Origin of the sequence: Promicromonospora sp. NPDC052451 (assembly GCF_044547525.1) — a bacterium.
Classification (GTDB): Bacteria; Actinomycetota; Actinomycetes; order Actinomycetales; family Cellulomonadaceae; genus Promicromonospora.
This window is the reverse complement of record NZ_JBIUAP010000011.1, coordinates 108,964-132,169: the sequence shown is the minus strand read 5'-3', so window position 1 is coordinate 132,169 and position 23,206 is coordinate 108,964. Positions and strand designations below refer to the sequence as shown.

The following is a 23,206-nucleotide window of genomic DNA, read 5'->3' as shown; positions in this document are numbered from 1 at the left end:
CGTCTTCGTCCGTCGCTTTGTGGATGCACACCCAGCCACCGGTTGCCCCATCAGCTCGACAACTGCACCTGCGGTCCGGTCCGCGCCCACAAGATCCCGGCCAACGGCGCACGCGGCGGAGCGAGCTCACCACCGGGGCCGGGCAACTCGTCGGGGTACTTCCGTGGTGCCGACATAACTCCCAACCCTCCGGGTCTTCGATGTCTCCATCAAACCCGGGGCGCGACAGAGAGATTCTGCCAAGGCGGTCTGAGCGTCGTTGCGGTTTCACGACCCAGGACTCCGCCGCCACCCGACAACTGCCAGGTCCACGATCAAGGGGAAGCCCACGTGGCCGGCCGCCCCCGCCTCACCGAGCAGCGAGGTGGCAAGGCAACCAGGCATCAGACGCCGGACGACGCTCGGAGCGCTCCTTCGGCCTGTGGCGGCCGCTCATCGTTCCACGTGCTGGTGCGTGCACGGGCCCGCTGCCGTGATTCGGGGGCGTCCGGGGCGTCGTCGGGCACCGCAGCGCACTTCAGGCTGCTTCTGGCGCCGTCTCGGGGTCGACGAGGACGCGATGGACGAATTTCGGCGACACTGTTACCGTTAAATGTATGGACGCTGCGACGGACGGCTCGTGCTCGCGCTTCGTTGAGACCGACGGACTGCGGGTGCACTACAAGCGTGTCGGAGGTGGTCCGACCCTCCTGCTCCTGCACGGCTCAGGGTCGTCACTGGACACCTTCGATCCCATAGCGGAGCGCCTGGCACCGCGAGCAGACGTGCTGCGGCTGGACCTGCCCGGGTTCGGACTCACGGGTCCCCGACCCGATCGCGACTACCGCATCAGCACCACCGCAGGCACGGTGCGACGCACCCTGGAAGAACTGGGCATCTCCCGTGCGGTCGTTGCCGGGAACTCACTGGGCGGCAACATCGCCTGGAACCTGGCCCTGGACGCGCCCACCCTGGTCGACGCCTTGGTGCTGATCAATGCAACCGGCTACCCCGGCAAGAAGCCACCCCTGGCGATGCGGTTGGCCCGCAGCCCGGTGGGTCGAGCGGTCATCCGACTGAGCAGCGGTCGCGCCGCAGTGGAACGCAATCTGCGCACCAGCGTCGGGCCTGGCTCGCGTGATTCCGTGACGCCCGCTCTGGTCGACCGGGTACACGCGATGCTGAACCGGCCGGGAAACCAGGAGGCGTTCATTGATTTTGCCAGGACCACTCAGCAGGACCGCTCCGCACTGATCCCCAGGATCACAGCGCCGACACTCGTGATCAGCAGCCATGGCATGGACGGGCAGTACTTCGCCCGTGACCTGCCGCAGGCTAGCGAGCTGGTCCATCCCACCGGCGGCCACCTGCTGCCCGACGAGGATCCCGACTGGGTCGCCTCGGCGATCGAGCGCTTCCTCGATTCCCTCGACCTCAAGGACGGATCGCGATGACATTGCCGTACTTCACCGCCCGCGGTGAGACCGTCGCACTGGACGACGCCCTGCGCGCCCAGGTCCGCGGTGACTTCATGCGGTGCAGGGACGGACTCACCCAGTACGAGCTGACCGGGCCCGCAGAGGGACAGCTGGTGCTGCTGGTCCCGGGTCTGACCATCCCGCTGGACTACTGGGACCCAGTGGTCACCGAGCTGCACGAGCGCGGCTACCGCACCCTCACCTACAGCGGATACGGGCGCGGCTATTCCGACCGGGTCACCGCGTCGTACGACGAGTCGCTGTTCGTGCGCCAGATCCAGGACCTCGTCCACGGGTTGGGAGTGGCGCCACGGCACGTCATCGGCAGCTCCATGGGCGCGGTCATCGGCATGCTGTACGTCCTCCAGGCTCGGTCGACGGTGTCCTGCCTGATGATCGTAGGGCCGGCCGGCCTGCTCGCCCGCAAGCCCCCGATCGCCGCGCTGCTGCGGATCCCGGTCGTGAATCGGCTGCTCGGCTCCGCGCTGGGTCACACGCTGCTGGAGGGGCATCTCAGCCACAACCTGCGCGACCCCGCCCAGGTCGAACGGCTCGCTGCGCTGGTCCGACCGTGCTACCAGGTCGAAGGCTCGATCTACGCGTTGTGCGCCACCCTCGCCGACTTCGCACTGGCGGGCCGCCAGGACCTCTACCGCGCCGTGCGGAACTCCGGGCTGCCGACCATGTTGCTGTGGGGCGACGAGGACCAGGTGACCCCGGCAGCCCGCTGGGACGAAGCGATGGAGCTGCTGGCCCCGACCCAGGCCGAGCTCGTCAGGCAGACGGGGCACATGGTCTCGTTCGAGCGTCCGGATCTGACGGCACAGCTCTTCACCGAATTCGCCACCACCCATCAGGGAGCACAACCATGAGCAACCACCCGATCGACGTGCTGGTCGTAGGCGCAGGCCCGGCAGGAGCCACCCTGGCGATCGATCTGCGCCGTCGCGGTCACACCGTGCGGATCATCGACGCATCGAGGGGCGCGTTCGACGGATCACGCGCCAAGGGCGTCCAGCCCCGCACTCTGGAAGTGCTCGAGGACCTGGACACGATCAACGACGTGCTCGCCGGAGGCAGCACCTACCCGCTGATGGGAATCCACTTCGGCCCGCTGACCGCCCCGTGGTCGATGAACAAGACCCGCCGACCTCGGCCCGGGGTCCCCTACCCGAACACGTGGCTCATCCCGCAGGACCGCACCAACGCCGCCCTGCACGCGAGCCTTGGTCGCCTCGGGCTTGTTGCAGAGTTCGGAAAGACCCTGACAGCACTCACCCAGGACGATGAAGTCGTCACGGCGACGATCCAGCAGTCCGACGGACCCGCCGGCGAGCCCGAGCAGGTCGCAGCCCGGTATCTGGTCGGGGCCGACGGGGCGTCCAGTCGCGTGCGCAAGGCCCTGGGCATCGAGTTCGCCGGCAGCACCGACGACGCTGACCGGGTCATCATCGCTGATGCGGAGACCTCGGGACTCTCCCGCAACCGCTGGCACGTCTGGCCAGGCCTGGGGAGGACGTTCGTCGGTGCCTGCCCGCTGCCCCACTCCGAGGCGTTCCAGTGGATGATCCGGATCAGCCCGGAGGAGACCCCCGACCTTGGTCACGATGCGATCCGTCGGCGCATCGCGGACCGGATCGGCTCAAGGGTCTCGCTGGGCGAGATCTCCTGGACATCGGTGTTCCGTCCGAACATCAGGCTCGCTGGCTCCTACCGGCAAGGACGTGTGTTCATCACGGGAGACGCTGCTCATGTGCATACGCCCGCGGGCGCCCAGGGTCTGAACACGGGGATCCAGGACAGCTACAACCTCGGGTGGAAGCTCTCCCAGGTCATGGCAGGAGCGCCCGACGCGCTCCTGGACTCCTACGAAGCCGAACGCAGGCCGATCGCCGCAGCGGTCCTGGGGCTGTCCACCAAGAAGTACGAGGGGCTCGGCACCCTGGATCTGTCCAGCATCACCCGCGGTGACGCCGAGCAACAGCTCGGAGTCAACTACCGCCACAGCCCGCTGACCGGTCCGGCCGGTCAGACAGGCCGGCTGCAGGTCGGCGACCGGGCGCCCGACGCGCGCCTGACCACGGCTTCCGGCACACCACGACGCCTGTTCGACGTCTTTCACGGGCCGCAGTTCACACTCATCGGCTTCGGCGCGGCCACCAGCACCGATGTCTCTGACGTGGTATGGCCTGATGCTGGTGCCGGCCTGACGCGGATCGTCATCACCGCCGAGGCTTCCACCCATCTCGGGGATCCCGCGGTTCTCCACCTCGTCGACACCCTCGGAGAGTTCGCCGACGTGTACCGGCCGGACCCCGGGACGCTCCTGTTGGTCCGACCAGACGGATACCTCGCCGCGATCATCGATCGCACCACTGCGGCTGCCCTCACCGCGGCGACCGCGCCCCTGCACCCCTCTCTGCAGACCCACGAATAGGGCGGCTGCCACGTAGATGAGCGACAACCACTACAGCCCCGTGCGGGTCCCTTCCGCGAAGCGGGCCTGCCCATGACGCGCACCCTCCTGCGTGGAGCGCGGATCATCACCCTGGGTCAACACCGCCCCGACTGGGAGCACGCGGACATCCTCATCGAGTCAGACACGATCCTCGAGGTTGGTCCCAGCCTCGACAGCACGGGTGCGGACATCATCGACCTTGACGGTCGGATCATTCATCCGGGCCTGGTCAACGCGCACCTGCATACCTGGCAGACCGGGCTGCGGACGATCGGCACGGATTGGACCCTGGCCCAGTACCTCGCCAACACGCACGGCACGATCGCCCACTACTACCGGCCCGAGGATATGCGCATCGCCGCTCTCGCCGGCGGTCTGGGGCAGATCGACTGCGGCATCACGACCATCGGCGACTGGTGCCACAACAACCCTTCCCCCGCCCATTCCGATGCCGCCATCGAGGGCCTGGTGGAATCCGGCGTCCGTGCTGTCTTTCTGCACGGCGCCCCCTACACGAGGATCGCCGCCGACTCCGCCCGCGAGATCGACCGACTGCTGAACGGACCCGGCCGACGACACGACCTGCTCACTATCGGCATGGCGATCCGCGGCCCCCAGCTCTCCTCCGCAGGACGCGCCATCGACGACCTCCGCACTGCACGGGAGCGCGGCATCATCGCATCGATGCACCAGACCGGTGGCGTGATGAAACCTGCCTGGGCGCAGGTGTACGAACGGGGCCTGTTCGGCCCGAACGTGAACATCGCCCACGGTGCCGGCCTCAGCGACGAGTGGGTGGAGATCCTCGTCGACGCGGGCGTCACATTCACCAGCACGCCGGAGAACGAGCTCGGTCAAGGTCACTCCGACCCGGTCACCGCCCAGCTGCTACCCCTTGGCGCCGCACCATCCCTGGGTACCGACACGGACTGCGTCACCAACGGTGATCTACATACCTCTGCACGGATCGCGCTGGCGTACCAACGAGGGACCGGTCACAACAAGCACCGCCAGGAAGTCGGGATCTTCTCTCCCACGACTCCGGTTACGAGTCGCCAGGCCCTGGAATGGGCGACCATCGAGGGCGCCCGCACACTGGGTCTTGCCGACCGCGTCGGCCGGATCGAACCCGGGATGCAGGCCGACCTCGTCGTCCTTGACCCTCGTACGATCACCATGTGGCCCGCCCACGACTGCATCGCCGCGGCCCTGAACGCGCACCCCGGGGCTATCGAGGCGGTGATGGTCGCCGGCCGATGGCGCAAGCAGGACCACGCCCTGATCCGGACCGATCTACCCCACGTACTGGACGCGCTCACGGAGTCGGGCAACCGCATCATCGAGAAGTTCGAGAGCCCTGACCTGCTCGCCCGGGCACGGCAGCAGGCCGTGGACCGCATCGCGGGCCACCGGATGCGCAAACAGCTCGGCACACCCGTCAGCCGCACATCGCACCGCCGGAGATAGAGCGAGTCCGAGCCGCAGTCCGATCAGGCCGCTCTGCCCCGCTCCACGCTCAGCCCGATGATCAACCAGTCCAGCGCTGTGCGGAATTCGTCGACCAGGTGCTGATAGGGCAGGACATCCGCGGCGGCAACCGTGGCGGGAAAGGCCTCCGCGTCCAGGTTGCTGAACACCGCTCTGATCTGCTCATGGTCGGTCTCCGACTCCGCCTGCAGCTGCGCCGCGAACCCGATCACCAACCGGGACAAGGTCGCGTAGGTACGGGCCGCATCATGAGCGGAGAACCCGTTCGCCATGAGCAGGGACAGCACCCGCTCCCGCAGGGCCAGAGCGTTCGGACCGGTCGGGACGTGCTCGACCAGCAGCGAGGCCACACCTGGGTGCGCGGCAAGGGTTTCGAACAGCGTGACGGCCGTCGCTCGGCACACCGCCTCCCAGTCGGCCGGCCGGGAGGCATCTCCGTCTCCAGCTCCCAAGGCCGAGAAGTCAGCATCACCCAGCACCTGGTCAGTCACCACAGCGATGAGGTCCGAGCGCCCCGCCACCGCCCGGTACAACACCGCGACTCCGCTGTTGAGCCGGGCAGCCAGCGCCCGCATCGTCAACGCCTGGGGCCCACCCTCGTCCACCAGCTCCAACGCCGTGCGCGCTATCCGTTCCAGCGGAACTCGAGGGCGGCCCCGCCCTCGCCTGCTCGAGGTCTGACTCACTGGGCGCACGGCCACCACCCTATTCCACCGGCGACTCACGCCGATGTTGAAGGGCGCCGATCGAGACGTCCTGAGCGAACAGTCCTCCCGGGTCGACTCTCCTGCGCACCGCATCGACGTCCTGGGCGATCGAGGTTGGGAACGACCGTTGCGGGCGGCGGCGGTCCTCGGCGTAGTTGGGCGAGGTGTAGCCGGCCGCCCACGGCGCCATGGACACGCGCAGCTCGTCGAGCTCGCGTTCCGCCCGCTCCGCCCGAGCCGGCGTGGGTGCTATCCCGGTGGCGAACAGTGACGTAGCCCCGCGGAGATGATCGAGAGCACCGCCGTCGGGTGGTGCTTCGCCAAACGCGCCGCCCAGCTGGCGGAGCTCGACGGTCGCGAGCGGAGAGCGGGGCCGGACGGCTATGTTCAGGAATGCTCGTTGTCCGGCGTCGTCGAGGTGATCGATGAGCTGGTGGTCCGCGGTCGTGGGCAGGGGTAGCGCTGGATCCATATGGGTCCACGGCACATCGAGCACGCTGCCGGGGCGCCAGGTGTCGATCAGAGGGGCCCCTACCGTCCGCAGCGGAGCAAGCAGGTCCTCGGCGACGTCCGCGACACGACTGTCCGGGTCATCGAGGCCTCGCGCGTGGATGACGCCGTCGACGTTCACGACCGTGCGTCCGGCGATGGCCGACGGGATGCCCGGCAATCGAGGAAGCCGCATGATCCGAAATGCCGTGGCGGCTTCGCGGGGGGCTTCGCGATGCCAGGCCGACCAGGCTGCGAGGAGATCTGGCGCGTGCTCGACCTTCCAGAAGGCCGTGCCCGTGATGAGAGCGGTGACCGGGAAGAGGCGCACTGTGATCGCCGTGACGACGCCGAAACCTCCCCCTCCACCACGCAGCGCCCAGAACAGTTGCGAGTCATGAGCGCGGTCCACGATGCGCTGGGCACCGTCAGCGGTGACGATCTCGATCGACTCGATGGAGTTGGCGGCTACTCCGGATGTGCGACCGTAGAAGCTCAGCCCGCCACGGAGCAGGTAACCCATGGCCCCGACAAGCGGTGAGGACCCGTGAGGAGCCATGAGTCCCGTCGGTGCGAGCGCCTGGACGACCTCACCCCAGGCGGTTCCTGCCGGGATGCGGACGGTACGTGCGGCAGTGTCGACTGTGACCGGCTCGTCAAGCCGCATCCGGATCACAGCGAGGCCGGAGAGATCAGGCAGGGATGCCGCCGCATGGCCGGTTGAGATGGCGATCACGCCCCGACCGGCCGAGGCGGCATCGGCGATGGCCGACTGAACGTCGCCGAGGCTTGCGGCTGTGTAGGCGACATCCGGGCGTGGACGCGCAGACCGCTCGAAGGTGCGGATCGCACGCCGGTAGGCCGCCGTACCCGGACGAAGGCGGCGGCCTGTCTTTCTCCTGGGGCGCCATGCGATGGCTGCCACCAGAACGCAAGTAAGGAGAGCGAGCGTCAGTACGGTGGCTGCGCCCGGCAGGGCCGAGGCGAGCACCGCGCCCAAGAGCGCACCGATCGCCGTCGCCATGAGGCCACGGGCTGCCGCCTCAGCGGCCCGGTCCGGGCCCGCCGCCCTGCTGAGCCTTGCCACCGTTACCGCGAGAAGAACGGCCGTGACGACCAGAGCGGGTATCGACACCGCGGCCATCCTCTCGCCAGGAGAGCTCGCGATCGCCATCGTCACCGAGGCGAGGCCGGCCGAGAGCGGGATCAGCACCCGCCCCGCTCGCCGCGCGGATGCGGGCCACGGGCTGCCGACCCCGAGGACGAACCTCATTCTCGGCGTAGCGGGGGCGCGAACCTCTGCACCGCTGGTCACGAGCGCAGTCAACGCCGGTACGGCGAGGGCACCTGCACCCGCACCCAAGGAGGCAGCCACGACACCCGACCACGCCGGAACCCCCGCTGTGGACGACGCCAGAGCAACAGCGGCAGCCGGGACAGCGACAAGACCGAGAGCCCCGGTTCGCCGGCGACGCGCAGCGTCGCTCGCGGCCCCCCAGACCAGGAGCACAACGACGGTCAGCGCAAGGGTGAGTGTCACCGAGCTCGTGGAGATGGCACCCACGACGACGGAACCGACGACGAGGGCAAGGCCCATGCCCGAGAGGATTCGCCCGGCGGCGCCGATCCCGCTCAGATCGGGCCGGTGGCGGTGCTGCCGTCCAGGATTCGACACAGTGTTTCTCCATGTTTCCAGTGCTAGGAAGGGCTACGTCCGGCGCCGGTCCCACTGGTAGCAGCCAGTTCCGAGGGCGCGGACGTAGCGGCGAGTCCACCAATAACGCTCCCGTAGACGAAGTCACGGGCGAGCGTAGCTATCGTCTCGATCGACGGGCGCCGGTCCGCAGGCGTGCCAAGCCAGTCGATGATCAGCGACACCGCACCAGCGGCAAGAGCAGAACGTGCCGAGTCGGCCGGCATCACACCGCCCTCCAGTAGCACGGCAACCGGCGACGCCATCTTCAATCGGGTGCTCACCGCATCTGTGACCGCGGCGACCACCGCGCTGCCGCCGGGCCCCTCAAGCACTCTCAGGTAGAAGCGTTCGTGCTCGGCAAGGGCTCGCACGACAATCGTGAATGCATCACCCATGGCCCCGCGCAGATCGTCCGCCGGGTACACCTCATCGAGGTTGATCCGTTCGAAGGCGGTCTGCAGGCGGCTCAAGGCCGCAGCCGTGAAGATGTCCGACAGGCCATCGAACGCCTGGTAGAAGGTAGGGCGGGTCACGTTTGCCGCTCTGACCACGTCAGTGATCGAGATGTTTGATGCGTCCCTTTGGTCGAGGAGAGCTGTCGCTGCGTTCCGCAGGGCGTCTCGAGAGCGGCTGCCCCGGACAGAAGGCTCTCGTCCTTTACGCATGTAAATACCTTACACATGTAAGGAAACGAGTTCAAGCCGGGGGCGCCGTGGGTACCGAAACCACGCCGATGGTGGGTCGATGCCTGGGCGGTGCCGCGACGAGACCACAGCCTCGTACCGTTCTGGTCGCGGACGGCGGCCAGGCGGCTAGTTGACTGAGCTCACCGTCGGAGGATCCCGGACGTCGATGCGTGATTGGTCTGTCCGATCCGCGGTACTGAGCGAGCTCATCAGCGCCGGTCTCATGCCGCGGGCGCGCGATGAGCGCGGCGCGGGATCCATGCGGCGATGACGGTGGCGGAGGCGAACGCGGTCAGCATCACGACGATGTAGAGGTCGACGCCCTGTGCGGAGGGCGTCGAGCTGCCGGGGGCCGTCGTCGCACTCAAGACACTTCCTCCCACGATGTTCAGCACCACGGCGCCGACGCCGAGCATCACCTGTACGAGCGCGGCGACCACACCCTGCTTCTCCTCGGTCACCAGTGTCGTCGAAAGGTTGAAGCCCGAGGTGACCACCGCGCCCGCGGTCAGCCCGAGGAAGCCCACGCAGATCACGGCAGGGAGGAACGACGCGGTCGACACCATGAGGCCGATTGCCGAGACGGTGCCGATGAGTACGCCACCCGCAAGCGTGCGCGCGGGGTCGACGCGACCGCCGAGCCATCCCGCGAGGACCCCGCCCGTAGCGGCGCCGAGCGCCGACAGTGCGAACATGAGTCCGAGCGAGCCGGAACCTCCCGCGAGCCCGTATCCCAGTCCCTCCTCCGGAGCGGTCTGCCCAATGATGCCGATCAGCTGCAGGAGAGCCTGATAGGCACCGACGCCGAGGACGACCACCAGCAGGGTCGCGATCACAGGGCGCGTCAAAATGCTCAGATCGACCACGGGCTCGGCTGTCCGTAATGCCGTGACCACCCACGCCGCCAGCAGCACGAAGCCAATCAGGAGAAGGCCGAGCAGCCCGAAGTCCGTCCAGCCCGCGGTGGGCGCAAGGCTGATGTAGGAGAGCGCGCCGGCGAGCCCGAGCCCGAGAAGAAGAGCGCCGGCGACGTCGACGCGGCCGTGTGCAAGTACGGGCGATTCGGGCAGGAACATGCGTACCGCGGTCGCGGCAGCAAGAGCGAGTGCGGCAGACACCACGAAGACGGCGCGGAAACCGAACGCGTCGATGACCGCTTCGAAGAGGAACGGCGACACGATGCCGAGGATCGCGGAGCCCGAGGTGACGATGCCGACGGCGGTCATCCCCACGCCGGCGGGAAACACCTGCCGGATGTAGACCACGGTGATGAAGACTGAGCCCACGGCGGCACCCTGGATGACCCGGCCGAGCAGGAAGACGCCGATGTTGGGGGCGATGAGGCAGATGAGCGCGCCGGTGCCGCCCACGAGCAGTGCGAGCACGAGGATGCGGCGCTTGCCGCAGACGTCCGCGCTCTTGCCCAGCAACGGCGCCCACATCGCGCCGGAAAGGATGGCGCTGGCGTTGAGCCATGCACTCTGGTCTGTGCCGAAGAACTCGGCCATCTGCGGCAGCACGAGCAGGGGAGCGACGACGACGGTGTCGACGAGGGTGTTCGCGACGATAAGGATCGCGACCCACCAGACGAGTTGAGCGCGCCAACCGTCGTATTCTCGTGCCGCAGGTCGGTGAGGGCTCACAGGGCTCTGGGTCATGATTCACTTCCGGAAGTCCAGGACGACGCCTTCTGCGTCGAAGATTCCGGGCATTCTTGGGGGACGACGTTGCAGCCCCTCGAAGATGCCGGAAACGCGCGTGGAGAACACTCTTGATGCAGCAAACGTCACTCGTTCCGGGGTGAGCGAGCGAAACGGCCAAGGTCAGTGGCCTCGGCTCGCCGCCGTCGTGCAATGGCAGAGGTCGGGCGACACTGATGGGAGGCCAGGGCGCATGACGGTGAACCCTGCATCGCGCGCACGTCGCCCTGGTGGGCGCACGCGCCAGGTCACGGAGCGGCTGTGGACGGCGGCGCTCGAGATCCTCTCCGAGAAGGGTGTTGACGGCCTGCAGTACGAGGAGCTCGCCTCCCGCGCGCAGGTCGGTCGCGCCACGGTCTACCGACGGTGGCCGAGTCGCGACGACCTCCTTCGTGACGTGCTCGCGCGATTTGCCGAGACGTCGGTGCCGATCGACGACACCGGCGACGTCGTCCGCGATCTCACGGCATTCCTGCACTCGTTCGGCGCGGCGTCCGCCACCCCGACCGGTCGTGCGGTGCTGCAGATCCTCCTGCGTCGCGATGACGGCGCGGATGGGCTGCACCGCACGGCGCTGGACCTGCTGGATCGCCGCACCGGCGATCTGCAGTGCCGCCTCGACCAGGCTGCCGAGGCAGGACAGCTGCCTCCGGTGGACGCGTCCTTCGTCAACATGATGCTGGCAGGCCCGGTGCAGTGGTTCGTCCTGCGTCGGGAGCGGCCCCTTGCCCTGAGCGATGCGCGCGAGATCGTGGAGCTCGTAGTCGCTGGACTGTGGCGGAATCGCACCGACTAGATCTCGGAAACTTCGTCGGCAGGCTGACGGATGCGTGTTTCCTGCGGTCCCTCACCAGGGCGACCATCTCCATTCTTAACGAGATAGCGTGTCTCATTAGTGGGCGGGAACGGCTCGCTCCGATGAAGGGACTCACCATGGTGGACACGTCGAGCTTCGGATGGGACGGCCACGTTGCGCCCACGCCGCTGGAGGAGTATTCGAAGCGCTACGCCGACTTCTTCGAGATGCGCCGGGAGGGCGGCATCCTCGAACTGCGCCTGCACACGGACGGCGGCCCGTACGTGCACAACTGGGCCGCGCACAACGCGTGGAACCGCGTGTGGCAGGACGTCGGCAACGACCCCGAGAACCACGTGCTGATCATCACGGGAACCGGGGACACCTGGTTCCGCGGCGACCCGCGTCAGACCTGGCCGAAGCCGCTCGTCGAGGAGTCGCCGGACTACATCTTCCAGCAGACGATCGACGCCTGGAAGCTGATCGAGAACTTCGTGAACAACATCGACGTCCCCACCATCGCGGCGGTGAACGGTCCGGGGATCCACACGGAGTTCGCGCTGATGTGCGACGTGACCCTCGCCGCGGAGGACGCCGACTTCATGGACCCGCACTTCATGGTGGGCACGGCGCCCGGTGACGGTCTCTCGCTCGCCTTGCAGCATCTGATGGGCACCAAGCGCGCCGCATACGCCATCTACGGCGGGACCAGCATCCCCGCCCGGAAGGCCCTCGAGTACGGCCTCGTCAGTGACGTGCTGCCTCGCGAGGAGCTCGTGCCGAAGGCCTGGGACCTCGCTCGCACCATCATGAAGCGACCGAGGTTCGCCCGGTGGGCGACGCACAGCATCCTCAACCGCCCCTGGCGCAAGCTCGTCACGGAGGACTTCGGCTTCCACTTCTCGCAGCAGTCGCTGGCGACCGTGGCCTCGAAGGCGCTCATTCCCGACCCCGAGCTGGTCGCCGACGCTCGCGGGCGCAAGGTCTGGTGACGCGGATGACGGGAAGCGCGGCGTCGCTCGTTCCCACCGGCGCGGGCCTCACCTCGTTCCGCGCCGAGGGCGCCGGGCCTCCCCTCGTCCTCGTCCACGGGCTGCAGGTCGGGCAGGAGCTCTTCGACGAGCTCCGCAGGTACCTCCAGGCAACGTTCACCGTGATCACCTACGACCAGCGCGATCGCGGGGCGACCTTGTTCGACCCATCGGCGTACACGACGGACGATCTAGCGGACGACCTCGCCGCGCTGGTCGAGGCGCTCGGCTTTTCCCGTGCGCATGTGCTCGGCACGTCGTTCGGGGGGATGGTGGCACAGGCTTTCGCTTTGCGCCACGCCGACCTCCTGGACGGCCTGGTGCTTGGTGCGACATCCCAGGCCCCGTTCCGTGCCGAGCGGATGCCGGTCGCTGTGGCAGAGCTCCTGGGTGCGCTCGAGAACGGTGACGAGGAGCGCGCCAGGGCTCTCCTCGCGCGGATGGCACCGTCCACGGCATCCGCCCTGACGGCGACCGGCATGGTGGCGCCGCTCGACCGCAACGACGCGCTCATGCGGCGTTTTGCCGCCACGCGCTCGTTCGACACGCGCGGGCTCCTCGGCGCGATCGCCGCCCCAACGCTCGTCATGCACGGGCGCGACGACACCATGGTGCCTGTGACGGACGCACTGTCGATGGCGGGCGAGATCCCGCGTGCCGATGTGCTGGTGCTCGCCGGGAGCGGTCACACGTGGGAGAACGAGCGGCCGGCCCGTGCGGCGGCGGCGATCGTCACGTTCCTCGAAGCGTGCTGAAGACGGGGCGGCGCCGTGTGGGCGTCGCCCCGCCTTGGGCCTCGTCATCGGGCCTCGTCATCGCCTCAACACTCCACCACGTTGACGGCGAGCCCGCCCAGCGCCGTCTCCTTGTACTTGTTGCTCATGTCGGCGCCGGTATCGCGCATCGTCGCGATCACCTGATCGAGCGAGACACGGTGCTCGCCGTTACCCCAGAGCGCCATCTGCGCGGCGTTGATGGCCTTCGCCGCCGCGATCGCATTGCGCTCGATGCACGGAACCTGCACCAGCCCGCCGATCGGGTCGCAGGTGAGACCCAGGTTGTGCTCCATCGCGATCTCGGCGGCGTTCTCGACCTGGCGCGGGCTGCCCCCGAGGATCTCGGCGAGCCCTGCTGCGGCCATGGACGACGCCGATCCGACCTCGCCCTGGCATCCCACCTCGGCGCCCGAGATCGAGGCGTTTGCCTTGTAGAGGGTGCCGATCGCTGCCGCGGCCAGGAGGAACCTCTCGACGATGTCCTCGCGCACGCCTTTGCCGCCCGATCGAGCCGCGGGCGTGTAGTGCAGCGCGTAGTACAGCACCGCGGGGACGATGCCGGCTGCTCCGTTCGTCGGGGCCGTCACGACGCGCCCGCCGCTCGCGTTCTCCTCGTTGACGGCGAGGGCGATGAGGTTCACCCGCTGCTGCCAGTGCTCACCGTCGTGGTCGGGGTCCTCGACATCCAGTCGCGTCGCCCACTCGCCGGCGCGACGTCGTACGCCCAGCCCGCCGGGCAGCACGCCCGCCCGTTCGACGGAGGAGCGCACGCTCGACTCCATCACGTCCCAGATGCGGTGCAGGCCAGCCCGGATCTCGTCGTCCGGGCGGAAGGCGCGCTCGTTCTCTCGCATCACCTCGCTCACCGTGAGTCCGGTCTCGTCGCACACGGCGAGGAGCTCTGCACCTGAACGGAACGGAAGAGGTGAGGTCTGTGGCCTCGCGGACGCAGGGGAGGGGTCCTCACCCTCGCGCACGATGAACCCGCCCCCGACCGAGAAGTACGTCTGTGTCGAGAGGTCGTCGCCGGCGGCATCGACGGCGGTGAACGAGAGGGCGTTGGGGTGTCGCGGGTGCACGGTCAGCGGGCGCAGGACGAAGTCTTCGATCCGGCATGGGACGGGGTGCCGTCCGTCGAGCTCGACAGCCCCCGTGCGGGTGATCTCGTCGAGCCGCGCCGTGTACTCGTCAGGGGTGATCTCGTCCGAGCGTGCTCCGGTCAGTCCGAGCAGCACGGCTGTGAAAGTGCCGTGCCCCGCACCCGTCGCGGCGAGGGACCCGAAGATCTCGACGCGCACCTTCGCCACACGGTTGATGACGCCGTGCTCGTCGAGCGAGGCGGCAAACGCGGCTGCGGCCTTCATCGGTCCGACGGTGTGAGAGCTGGAGGGGCCGATCCCGACCGTGAACAGATCGAAGACCCCGACGGTCGGCTGCACATGTCCCATGCGGCGTCACGATAGGCCCCGAGGCCGCATAGATCGGCTGTTCGCCGGTTCAACGCCGCAAGACTACGCACGATGCAGTAATGAGTCCTGGAGCGGGACGGTGACGCCGGTTGCCAGTCCTCCCGCGTTCAGGTAGCGCCCCTCCTTCTTCAGGCTGCGCAACACCACTGATCGATCGGCGATGGAGACACCGGGGATGCGCTCGTCGATAGCCGCTTCGAGCCGCTGTACGTCGGCGAGCGTTCTCATCCACACCGACAGCACGAGGTTGTACGGGCCGATCGTCGACGCGGCCATGCGCACCTCGTTGAGCCGGGTGATGGCGGCGCCGACTCGTTCGGCCATGGCTGCCGGCACTCGCAGGAAGTACCAGGCGTGCACCGGCCACCCCGAGTGGGCGCGTGCGACCTCGGTGCGCACGACCAGGCGTCCCTGGGTGCTGAGTGTCGCGAACGCCTCTCGGATCCGGCGCGGCCCCGTGCCCAGCTCTCTGGCGATGGTGGTCACGGTGGCGCGCCCGTCGTGGCCGAGGATCTGCAGCAGGTCGTGCGCCAGCTGCCGCTCGACCTGTCCGCGCCCAGCCGACGGTGTGGTGATCGTGCGCTCGACCGATGCCACCTCGTCCGCCGACAGTGAACGCAGGCGCCACTGGCCGGCGTCGGTGAACGGAGAGCTGAGCAGGAGCGTGCGCGTCGCCCGCACGCCATCGAGCCGGCGCATCCTGCCCATGACGTACTCGCTCAGTGCCTCTAGGTCGGTCGCGCCGACGATCACCAGCAGATCGCGGCCTCCGGCGGTGTGATCGATCGTGAACGCCTCGGGGTCGGCGGCGAGCGCGTTGGCGATCTCCAGCGTGGTGCCGGGTTCGGCCTCGATCTCGAGGATGGCTGACGGGCCGCGCGCCTCGGGGCCGGGGTGGCCTGCCACCCATGCCAGGCCGTTCCCTGACAGTCGCTCCCAGCGGCGGGCGAGGGTGACCGAATCGACGCCGATGATCGGCGCGAGAGCAGCCCAGCGGGCTCGCGGGTTGATCTGGAGCGCCTGGATCAGTCGCTTGTCGGTTTCGTCGAGGCTCGCAATCTGCGTCGAGGCATCGTCAGTGGTCATGAACCTTCATTCTAGGTGGTGGGGTCGCCGTGCTGCGTGAGCATGGGGCTGCGCACCAGCTGCACCGTTGCACGAGGTCTCCTGACCGACCCGCCACCGAATCGATCGAGGAACGATGACCCTTGCCTCACCCCAGCCTTCCCACACTGCGACAGACGAGGTCCGCGACGTCCTGCTCGCTTCGCCTGCGGGTTGGAGAGATCAGGTCGTCGCCCTGAGCGGCGAGATTCACCGCGATCCCGAACTTGCGTTCACCGAGCACCGTGCGGCCGCCCGCGTGGCCGCGGTGCTGCACGACGCAGGATTCACGGTGCGCGTGGGAGCCTTCGGGCTCGACACCGCGGTCGACGCCACCTTCGGGAAGGGGGACATCACCGTCGCGATCTGTGCCGAGTACGACGCGCTCCCCGGTATCGGCCACGCATGCGGACACAACATCATCGCAGCGGCCGGCGTCGGTGCGGTGATCGCACTGGCTGGCGTCGCCGAGACGCTGGGCATCCGGGTGAAACTGCTGGGAACTCCGGCGGAGGAGCATGGCGGTGGCAAGATCCTCATGCTCGAAGCGGGGGCCTGGGACGACGTCGACTTCTCCCTCATGGTGCACGGCGGGCCCGGCCCGGACCTTCGCTGCGCGGACGTGCGCACGCAGGCCGTGGCGCGGTTCGACGTGTCCTTCCACGGGCTCCCCGGTCATGCGGGCGGTCCCAGCCCGGAGGCACTCAACGCGGCGAACGCGGCGACGGTCGGGCTCGTCGCGCTGGGGCTCCTGCGCCAGCACCTCCCCGACGGCGTCCGGGCCAACGCCTTCGTCGCCGAGGGAGGCGAGGCGACGAACATCATCCCGTCCTCGACCCGGGTACGTGTCGAGGTGCGCGCCGACACGCTCGAAGCCGTGGACCACGCGCGGCGCCGCGTCCTCGCCTGCTTCGAGGGCGGTGCGATCTCGACCGGTTGCTCGTGGAGCTGGGAACAGGCCGAGCCCACGTATGCCGACGTCGTGCAGAACCCCGTGCTCGCCCATGCGTGGGACCGCAACCTCTCCGCCCTCGGGCGTTCACCACAACCCCATACGGGACCACCAGGCGGCTCGACGGACATGGGCAACGTCTCCCGGGCCGTTCCCTCAATCCATCCGCTCATCGCAGTCCAGGGGTGCAGCTCGGCACCGCACACCCCCGAGTTCACCGGCGATGCGATCGGCCCTGCCGCCGATCACGCAGTCGTGGACGGAGCCCTCGCGATGGCGCTCACCACCGCTGATGCCGTGGCGCACCTGCGGGCGCGGCAAGTGCCCGGCGGCGGCCAGAAGTTCTAGGGAATGCTTCACGAGAGGTGATACCGGACGCGTTACTGGACGGGACTGCTGCACGGACTGTGACCGGTCATGGCCACCGGGGTCCGTGCGACGTCTGACTCAGTAGCGAGCCGGTAGGCACCGGCAGTCTGACCGTGCGCGACGGCATCGGCCAGTGTTCGCCGGTTCCGTGCTCTCGCGCGCACATCAGTGCCTTCAGGCCGCACTGCTGGCGCTCGAGTGCGCACAGCCCGGCAACTCGGCTGCACGTCGCGGGTGGTCAGACACAGGAGCCGAGGGGTGGGCGAACGCAAGTCATCGCTGTACAAGACGCTCCGCCTCGGCTTCGCCGGCCAAGAACCGTGCCCCGCACCGTTCGGTCCCGTAGCTGGTCGGTCAGCTCTCTGGGTCGAGGGCCGGGAGGCCTTGGGCCAGCTGTTCCAGCTCCTCGACGACGCGTTCGCCGAGCCGCAGGAGCTCGTTGCCGAGCGAGCCGGCGACGTGGGGGGTGAGCAGCACGTTGGGCAGGTCCCACAGGGGGTGGTCGGGCGGCAGCGGCTCGGGGTCGGTGACGTCGAGGACCGCGTCGATGCGACCGGTGCGCAGCTCGGCGACAAGGGCGTGGGTGTCGATCAGCGACCCGCGCGCGGTGTTGATCAAGGTCGCGCCGTCGGGCATGGCAGAGAGCTGTGCGGCACCAATCATGCCGCGGGTCTCCGGCAGCTCGGGCGCCTGGACGGACACGACCGAACAGGTCCGCACCAGCTCGTCCAGGCTCGCGAGCTCGACCCCGAGGGACCGGGCTCCTGCTTCGTCCAGGTACGGGTCGTGGACCACGACGTGCAGGTCGAAGGGGCGCAGCAGCTCGATGGTCAGCCGTCCCGTCGTCGAGGCGCCGACGATGCCGATCCGGGCGCCGTGGTTGCCCGCCGTAGCCAGGTGCGTCTCGCGGTCGACGGCGCCCCGCAGCCGGCCGTAGAGGCGCGCGGCGGGCAGGGCACGCTTGCCGGCGAGCAGGATCGCTGCCACGGCGAACTCGGCGACCGGGCGGGAGTTGGCCGTCCGCGCGTTGGTCAGCCGCAGCCCCCGTGTCCGGGCCAGCGGGCCCAGCATGCCGCCGGCGTTGCCCGACGCCGAGAGCACGGCCCGCAGCCGGGGTGCCGCGCGCTCGTCCTCGGGCAGGGGCGGTGCGCCCCAGCCGGCGACGAGCACGTCGGTCGCGGCGAGCGCCTCCCGCGATGCCGGGTTCTCGAAGTCCTCGAGGACCTCCGGCCGGACGTTCGCCACGGTCTGCATCCGGCGGCGCAGGGTGTCGTCGAAGAGGTGGTCGGCGAGCGAGGCGGGGCGCATCGCCAGCGACACGTGCAGCCGGTCCGTCATTGGAAGCTCCAAGTTCCTGGGAATCATCAGGAGATAACGTTATCCTACGGTGTCGAGGGAGGGTGGTGTCGTCCGGTCGGTCCGCCCGGTGGGTCAGGCCCGGGGCGAGGCGGTCGACTCGCGGACGACGAGCTGGGGTACGACGACGCTGGACGTCACCTCGTTGTCGCCGTCGATGAGCCCGGCCAGCAGGCCGAACGCCCGCTGGCCGAGGTCCTCGAAGTCCTGGTCGACCGTGGTGAGCGACGGCTGCCACATGGTGACCAGCGGCTGGTCGTCGAAGCCGATGACGGAGACGTCCTCCGGGACACGCACGCCGCGGTCGGTCAGGGCTCGCATGAGCCCGATGGCGATCTCGTCGTTGCCGCACAGGACCGCGGTCACGTCGTCGCGTCCCGCGATGCGCTCGCCCCAGCGGTAGCCGGACGTCGCGTCCCAGTCGGCGTTCATCACGGGTGGGACGTCGGTGCCTGCGGCCGTCAGGGCCGCGCGCCAGCCGTCGGTGCGGCCCGAGTGCTTGCCGGACGTCGGGCCGGCGATGTGGTGGACGGTGCGATGGCCGAGGCGCAGCAGGTAGGCAGTGGCTTCGCGGGCGGCGGTCCGTTCGTCGATCAGCGCGGCGGGGACCCCGCCGGTCCTGCGCGACCCGCCGCCGGCCACCACGACAGGGAGGCCTTCGGGCAGCAGGTGGCGGGCGTTGATGCCGGCCCGGTCGAACTCGAGCACGATCGCCCCGGCGATGGGTTGGGCCAGCGCGAGGTCGACGGAGCGCTTGAGGTCGTCGTCGCCGTGTTCCACGACGGTGATCGTGACGGACATCCCGGCATGCCGTGCGGCGATCTCGATGCCCTGGATCGTGCGTGCGTACCCGTAGTTGGCCGTGGCGCCGGCCAGCACGGACACCAGCGTGCGCCGGCCGGAGCGCATCGAGCGGGCGGCCTCGTTCGGGCGGTAGCCGAGCGTCGCCACCGCGCGGTGGACGCGCTCGGCGAGCTCGGGGGCCACGTACTTCGATCCGTTGAGGACGCGCGAGACCGTCGGCACGGACACCCCGGCCTCGCGGGCGACGTCGGCGAGCACCGGCGCCCGGTAGCCCTTCTGGGTCTTCATGGATCGAGGATAGGGGAGGTGGCCGGGCACATCGTTCTCCTAGGCCCTGCGGGGTGTCGTGCCACGGGTGGCCGGCCGCAGAACCGCTGCAGGAAAGCCGTCCACCAGTAGCTGAACCACCCGACGATCGAGGGTCGGTGACGGGCTCTTGACCTTCGGGCCGACCTGTGTAGGATAACGATATCCCGGCCGGCGTTCGGTGGAGAACGGTGTGTTCGGGTCTCGGAACGACCCTGTCGGCGGTGCCGGCGGAGGTTTCTTGCCGGTGCGGACAAGGCCCCGTCCGACGGAGTGACGGGGACGCGCACGGACATCTCGAAGGAGAGAGCTGATGAGGAAGAACCGCACCCACTGGGTCACGACGGGGGTCGCCGCGGCGGCCACGCTGAGCCTGGCCGCCTGTTCCGCCGGCGGCTCGGCCGCTGGTCCCGCGGCGGACGGCCCTGTGCCCATCGAGATCTGGGGCTGGGACCCTGATACCGGCGAGCAGACGGTCGAGGCGTTCAACGAGGCCCAGGACGAGGTGGAGGCCACCTACGTGCTGCAGGCCGACAACATCGCGACCCAGACGAACTTCCGCAACGCCTTCGAGGCCGGCGAGGAGCTCCCGTGTCTCGTCGAGGGGTTCGGGCCGCTGACCACGGCGGTCGTCAACGGCTGGGCACAGGACATCACCGACGCCGTCACGCCGCTGGAGGACGTCTTCAGCGAGGGCGCGCTCGCGTCGGCCACGGTCGACGGCCGCTACTACGGTGTCCCGACCGGTTCGGACGGCCAGTTCCTGATCTACAACGAGCGCACCTTCGAGGCGGCCGGTGTGTCGGTGCCCACGACGTGGGAGGAGTTCGTCGAGGTGGGCCGTCAGCTGCGGGCCGAGGGCGTCGACATGACCAACCTCGCCGGCGAGGACCCGACCACGCTCATCAACCTCTCCCAGATGGCGGGCGCGGAGTGGTTCACCATCGATGGTGACCGGTGGATCGTGAACTTCCTGGGCGAGGAGACGCTCCAGGCCGCGGACATCATCCAGCAGCTCATCGACGACGACCTCGTGTCGAACCAGACGTACCAGGACCGCCCGGCCCTGTACGCGCACTTCGACTCCGGCGACATGGCTTCCACGCCGACGCAGTGGTGGTCCCTGACCGGCCTCAGGACCAACCTCACCGAGTCGGCGGGGGACTGGGTGGCGACCACGATCCCGCAGTTCGAGGGCGCCGACGAGCCGGTCGCGCCCGGCCGTACCGAACCGTGGTTCGTGCCGGTCGGCTGCGAGAACCCCGACGCCGTGATGGCCTACATGGCCTGGACGGCGTCGCCCGACGGGATCGAGGCGGGCCGCAACCCGCAGACCGGCGCGGTGAACTTCCCCACGCAGATCGCGGACCCCGCGCCGTACGTCGAGGACATCATCCCCGAGGGCTTCTTCGTCGATGACGAGGAGGCGGGTGACGTCATCGTCGAGGCGCAGTCCCGGGTGATCGGAAAGTTCGAGCTCGGCCCGAACTACGACGCCTGGTTCCCCGAGATGCAGGACCAGTGGGGCAAGGCGGTGGCCGGTGAGATCACCGTCGAGGAGGCGCTCCAGGCGGTCCAGGACTTCGTGGCCGCCGACCTGGACGCCAAGGGCATCGACCACACGGTCGGCTGACCGCGATAACGAGGGGAGGATGCTGATGACCGTCACCACCGAGCGGACCGCGCCCGGGAACGGCACCCGCGGCGGGGGCGGGCCTGGTGCCTCCCCTCGTCGGCCGCGCCTGGGCTGGCGCACCGTGCAGGCGTGGAAGGGAGCGTCGCTGACGTTCCCGTTCCTCGCCGGATTCACACTCTTCGTCCTGGTACCCGTGGTCATGGCACTGCGCGAGAGCGTCTTCGCCGCCAAGTCGTCGGGCCTGGGCTTCGGGGGACAGACCGTCTCCTTCGTCGGGCTGGACAACTTCGTGGCCGGCTTCCAGGACCCGGTGTTCTGGACCGGCATGCTGCGGGTGTTCGTCTACGCGCTGGTCCTCGTGCCGGTCACGCAGATGCTCAGCCTGGGTGCCGCACTGCTGCTCGACGCCGCACGGAGGCGGACGGCGGCCCGGTTCCGTGTCGTGCTCCTGCTGCCCTACATGGTCCCCGGGATCATCGCGACCGTGGTCTGGATCTACCAGTACAGCCCTGCCGTCGGGCCGCTGACCCAGTTCTTCGAGCTGTTCGGCGTCCACCCGAACTTCTACTCCGCCGACCTGTTCTGGGTATCGATCGGCAACCTCACCCTGTGGGGAGCGCTCGGATTCAACATGCTGATCCTCTACGGGTCGCTGCAGTCCGTCCCGCACGAGATCTTCGAGGCCGCGCGGCTGGACGGCGCGTCCGAGCTCCGGCTCGCCGTGTCGATCAAGGTGCCCTTCGTGCGCGGGTCGCTCGTCCTGACCTCGCTGCTGTCGATCATCGCGACCCTGCAGCTGTTCAACGAACCGCTGCTCTTCCGCGCGGTCGCGCCGGAGGCGATCACCAAGGACCTGACCCCCGCGATGATGATCTACAACCAGGCGTTCCAGGTCGGCGACCTCAACTACGCCACCGCCTTGTCGGTCATCCTCGCCCTGGTCGTCGGAGCCGCGTCGGCCGTGATCTACCGCGTGATGAACAAGGAGCAAGCATGAGCGGCGCGACCCTGCCCGACACGCCCACCCTGCCCGTCGGCGGCACACCCACGAGGCGCCGCCGCGAACGCGCCGACAGGTCCGCCGCGGAGGCTCGCGGCACCTCCCGGTGGGTCGTGCTCGGGGTCCTGGTGCTCCTGGCCGCCTACTCCGTCGCACCGCTGTGGTGGCTGTTCGTGTCGGCCACCAAAAGCCGCAGCGACCTGTATCGCAGCAACGGCCTGTGGTTCACCGAGTTCCACCTCTTCGACAACCTGTACGCCCTGTTCACCTACCAGGACGGCATCTTCGTCCGGTGGCTGTGGAACACCGTCGTCTACGCAGGCCTGGGCTCGATCGGGCTGACCGCCGTCGCGCTCGCTGCCGGGTACGGGCTCGCCAAGTACCGCTACCGCGGACGCGGGACCACGATGGGTCTCGTCATCGGCTCGTTCCTGATCCCCGGCAGCCTCCTGATCGTCCCGACCTTCATCCTGTTCACCCGGATCGGCTTCTACGACACGATCTGGGCGATGATCCTGCCGGGCATGTTCGGCTCCTTCTCGGTCTACCTCGCGAAGGTCTACGCCGAGGGCGCTGTCCCGAGCGAGCTCATGGAGGCAGCCCGGATCGACGGGGCGGGGGAGTACCGGATCTTCTTCTCCATGGGCACACGGCTGATGTCCACCGCCGGCGCGACGATCTTCCTGCTGCACTTCGTCGCGACGTGGAACACGTTCATGTGGCCCCTGGTGTTCCTCAAGGGCGTCGACAAGTGGCCCGTGATGCTCGGGCTCTACTCCTGGCTGCGCCGGGGGGTCGACACCCAGTACGACCTGACCGCCCTCGTCCTGACCGGCTCGCTCGTCGCCACCGTCCCGATGGTGCTCCTCATGATCTCGATGCAGCGGTTCTGGCGCTCGGGCGTGACCATCGGCTCCCTCAAGTGA

19 protein-coding genes are annotated in these 23,206 nt (G+C 68.8%); 11 read left to right on the top strand and 8 right to left on the bottom strand.

The genetic code is table 11. The features are described 5' to 3' along the window. The first annotated feature begins 596 nt into the window (after window positions 1-596). The 4 genes from ACIG47_RS19300 to ACIG47_RS19285 all read left to right on the top strand — a co-directional run bounded on the left by ACIG47_RS19300 (window position 597) and on the right by ACIG47_RS19285 (window position 5,382). Entirely contained in the window at window positions 597-1,433 is an 837-nt protein-coding gene (locus ACIG47_RS19300) for an alpha/beta fold hydrolase (protein WP_397432683.1), read from the top strand. Next, window positions 1,430-2,329 carry an alpha/beta fold hydrolase gene (locus ACIG47_RS19295; protein ID WP_397432682.1) on the top strand — a complete coding sequence of 300 codons (900 nt, stop codon included), beginning with the start codon at window positions 1,430-1,432 and terminating at the stop codon, window positions 2,327-2,329. Before ACIG47_RS19300 ends, ACIG47_RS19295 begins: the two co-directional genes overlap by 4 nt. Next, entirely contained in the window at window positions 2,326-3,894 is a 1,569-nt protein-coding gene (locus tag ACIG47_RS19290; RefSeq protein ID WP_397432681.1) for an FAD-dependent monooxygenase, read from the top strand. Before ACIG47_RS19295 ends, ACIG47_RS19290 begins: the two co-directional genes overlap by 4 nt. A gap of 72 nt (window positions 3,895-3,966) precedes the next feature. Continuing rightward, window positions 3,967-5,382, top strand: a complete 1,416-nt coding sequence (locus ACIG47_RS19285; protein WP_397432680.1) for an amidohydrolase family protein — start codon at window positions 3,967-3,969, stop codon at window positions 5,380-5,382. Window positions 5,383-5,405: 23 nt separating this feature from the next. On the opposite strand, the gene ACIG47_RS19280 is transcribed toward ACIG47_RS19285, so the two are convergent. The 4 genes from ACIG47_RS19280 to ACIG47_RS19265 form a co-directional block, all read right to left on the bottom strand. Then, window positions 5,406-5,978, bottom strand: coding sequence for a TetR/AcrR family transcriptional regulator C-terminal domain-containing protein (locus tag ACIG47_RS19280; RefSeq protein ID WP_397432679.1), 573 nt, complete (start codon window positions 5,976-5,978; stop codon window positions 5,406-5,408). Between the two features lie 130 nt (window positions 5,979-6,108). Next, complete coding sequence (locus ACIG47_RS19275; RefSeq protein WP_397432678.1) at window positions 6,109-7,812, bottom strand: FAD-binding protein; 1,704 nt, start codon at window positions 7,810-7,812, stop codon at window positions 6,109-6,111. A gap of 485 nt (window positions 7,813-8,297) precedes the next feature. Beyond that, on the bottom strand, window positions 8,298-8,960 hold the full coding sequence (locus ACIG47_RS19270) for a TetR/AcrR family transcriptional regulator (protein WP_397432676.1): 663 nt from the start codon (window positions 8,958-8,960) through the stop codon (window positions 8,298-8,300). Between the two features lie 242 nt (window positions 8,961-9,202). Then, window positions 9,203-10,639, bottom strand: a complete 1,437-nt coding sequence (locus ACIG47_RS19265) for an MFS transporter (RefSeq protein WP_397432675.1) — start codon at window positions 10,637-10,639, stop codon at window positions 9,203-9,205. 235 nt (window positions 10,640-10,874) lie between these two features. Between ACIG47_RS19265 and ACIG47_RS19260 the strand changes: the two genes are divergently transcribed. The 3 genes from ACIG47_RS19260 to ACIG47_RS19250 all read left to right on the top strand — a co-directional run bounded on the left by ACIG47_RS19260 (window position 10,875) and on the right by ACIG47_RS19250 (window position 13,263). Then, the gene (locus ACIG47_RS19260) at window positions 10,875-11,477 is read left to right on the top strand and encodes a TetR/AcrR family transcriptional regulator (RefSeq protein WP_397432674.1); all 603 of its coding nucleotides are present in this window, start codon (window positions 10,875-10,877) and stop codon (window positions 11,475-11,477) included. Window positions 11,478-11,599: 122 nt separating this feature from the next. Continuing rightward, a complete protein-coding gene (locus tag ACIG47_RS19255) occupies window positions 11,600-12,469 on the top strand; it encodes an enoyl-CoA hydratase/isomerase family protein (protein ID WP_397432672.1) in 870 nt (289 codons plus the stop codon). Between the two features lie 5 nt (window positions 12,470-12,474). Further along, window positions 12,475-13,263, top strand: a complete 789-nt coding sequence (locus ACIG47_RS19250; RefSeq protein WP_397432671.1) for an alpha/beta fold hydrolase — start codon at window positions 12,475-12,477, stop codon at window positions 13,261-13,263. Window positions 13,264-13,328: 65 nt separating this feature from the next. Here ACIG47_RS19250 and ACIG47_RS19245 read toward each other — a convergent pair whose 3' ends face one another. Continuing rightward, window positions 13,329-14,732: an L-serine ammonia-lyase gene (locus ACIG47_RS19245; protein WP_397432669.1), complete on the bottom strand. Its 1,404-nt coding sequence runs from the start codon at window positions 14,730-14,732 to the stop codon at window positions 13,329-13,331. 63 nt (window positions 14,733-14,795) lie between these two features. Beyond that, window positions 14,796-15,839, bottom strand: a complete 1,044-nt coding sequence (locus tag ACIG47_RS19240) for an Lrp/AsnC family transcriptional regulator (RefSeq protein WP_397432667.1) — start codon at window positions 15,837-15,839, stop codon at window positions 14,796-14,798. Between the two features lie 115 nt (window positions 15,840-15,954). Between ACIG47_RS19240 and ACIG47_RS19235 the strand changes: the two genes are divergently transcribed. After that, window positions 15,955-17,157 (top strand): amidohydrolase, encoded by a 1,203-nt coding sequence (locus ACIG47_RS19235; RefSeq protein ID WP_397432665.1) that lies wholly within the window; start codon window positions 15,955-15,957, stop codon window positions 17,155-17,157. A 375-nt stretch (window positions 17,158-17,532) separates the two neighbouring features. Here the strand turns inward: ACIG47_RS19235 and ACIG47_RS19230 are convergent, their stop codons facing one another. Both ACIG47_RS19230 and ACIG47_RS19225 read right to left on the bottom strand, forming a co-directional pair. After that, window positions 17,533-18,516: a hydroxyacid dehydrogenase gene (locus ACIG47_RS19230; RefSeq protein WP_397432664.1), complete on the bottom strand. Its 984-nt coding sequence runs from the start codon at window positions 18,514-18,516 to the stop codon at window positions 17,533-17,535. Between the two features lie 93 nt (window positions 18,517-18,609). Next, entirely contained in the window at window positions 18,610-19,626 is a 1,017-nt protein-coding gene (locus ACIG47_RS19225; RefSeq protein WP_397432662.1) for a LacI family DNA-binding transcriptional regulator, read from the bottom strand. A gap of 331 nt (window positions 19,627-19,957) precedes the next feature. Here ACIG47_RS19225 and ACIG47_RS19220 point away from each other — a divergent pair, with 331 nt between their 5' ends. Genes ACIG47_RS19220 through ACIG47_RS19210 form a run of 3 tightly spaced genes read left to right on the top strand, consistent with a single transcriptional unit; the run spans window position 19,958 to window position 23,206 of the window. Further along, a complete protein-coding gene (locus ACIG47_RS19220; protein WP_397432660.1) occupies window positions 19,958-21,277 on the top strand; it encodes an ABC transporter substrate-binding protein in 1,320 nt (439 codons plus the stop codon). Between the two features lie 25 nt (window positions 21,278-21,302). After that, on the top strand, window positions 21,303-22,277 hold the full coding sequence (locus ACIG47_RS19215) for a carbohydrate ABC transporter permease (protein ID WP_397432659.1): 975 nt from the start codon (window positions 21,303-21,305) through the stop codon (window positions 22,275-22,277). Then, complete coding sequence (locus ACIG47_RS19210; protein WP_397432657.1) at window positions 22,274-23,206, top strand: carbohydrate ABC transporter permease; 933 nt, start codon at window positions 22,274-22,276, stop codon at window positions 23,204-23,206. The genes ACIG47_RS19215 and ACIG47_RS19210 overlap by 4 nt, the downstream gene beginning before the upstream one ends.

What these genes read in the sequence shown, in the direction of transcription:
- ACIG47_RS19300 (WP_397432683.1), top strand. Translation starts at nt 597, where the DNA reads ATGGACGCTGCGACGGACGGCTCGTGCTCGCGCTTCGTTGAGACCGAC.
- ACIG47_RS19295 (WP_397432682.1), top strand. Translation starts at nt 1,430, where the DNA reads ATGACATTGCCGTACTTCACCGCCCGCGGTGAGACCGTCGCACTGGAC.
- ACIG47_RS19290 (WP_397432681.1), top strand. Translation starts at nt 2,326, where the DNA reads ATGAGCAACCACCCGATCGACGTGCTGGTCGTAGGCGCAGGCCCGGCA.
- ACIG47_RS19285 (WP_397432680.1), top strand. Translation starts at nt 3,967, where the DNA reads ATGACGCGCACCCTCCTGCGTGGAGCGCGGATCATCACCCTGGGTCAA.
- ACIG47_RS19280 (WP_397432679.1), bottom strand. Translation starts at nt 5,978, where the DNA reads ATGCGGGCGCTGGCTGCCCGGCTCAACAGCGGAGTCGCGGTGTTGTAC.
- ACIG47_RS19270 (WP_397432676.1), bottom strand. Translation starts at nt 8,960, where the DNA reads ATGCGTAAAGGACGAGAGCCTTCTGTCCGGGGCAGCCGCTCTCGAGAC.
- ACIG47_RS19265 (WP_397432675.1), bottom strand. Translation starts at nt 10,639, where the DNA reads ATGACCCAGAGCCCTGTGAGCCCTCACCGACCTGCGGCACGAGAATAC.
- ACIG47_RS19260 (WP_397432674.1), top strand. Translation starts at nt 10,875, where the DNA reads ATGACGGTGAACCCTGCATCGCGCGCACGTCGCCCTGGTGGGCGCACG.
- ACIG47_RS19255 (WP_397432672.1), top strand. Translation starts at nt 11,600, where the DNA reads ATGAAGGGACTCACCATGGTGGACACGTCGAGCTTCGGATGGGACGGC.
- ACIG47_RS19250 (WP_397432671.1), top strand. Translation starts at nt 12,475, where the DNA reads ATGACGGGAAGCGCGGCGTCGCTCGTTCCCACCGGCGCGGGCCTCACC.
- ACIG47_RS19245 (WP_397432669.1), bottom strand. Translation starts at nt 14,732, where the DNA reads ATGGGACATGTGCAGCCGACCGTCGGGGTCTTCGATCTGTTCACGGTC.
- ACIG47_RS19240 (WP_397432667.1), bottom strand. Translation starts at nt 15,839, where the DNA reads ATGACCACTGACGATGCCTCGACGCAGATTGCGAGCCTCGACGAAACC.
- ACIG47_RS19235 (WP_397432665.1), top strand. Translation starts at nt 15,955, where the DNA reads ATGACCCTTGCCTCACCCCAGCCTTCCCACACTGCGACAGACGAGGTC.
- ACIG47_RS19230 (WP_397432664.1), bottom strand. Translation starts at nt 18,516, where the DNA reads ATGACGGACCGGCTGCACGTGTCGCTGGCGATGCGCCCCGCCTCGCTC.
- ACIG47_RS19225 (WP_397432662.1), bottom strand. Translation starts at nt 19,626, where the DNA reads ATGAAGACCCAGAAGGGCTACCGGGCGCCGGTGCTCGCCGACGTCGCC.
- ACIG47_RS19220 (WP_397432660.1), top strand. Translation starts at nt 19,958, where the DNA reads ATGAGGAAGAACCGCACCCACTGGGTCACGACGGGGGTCGCCGCGGCG.
- ACIG47_RS19215 (WP_397432659.1), top strand. Translation starts at nt 21,303, where the DNA reads ATGACCGTCACCACCGAGCGGACCGCGCCCGGGAACGGCACCCGCGGC.
- ACIG47_RS19210 (WP_397432657.1), top strand. Translation starts at nt 22,274, where the DNA reads ATGAGCGGCGCGACCCTGCCCGACACGCCCACCCTGCCCGTCGGCGGC.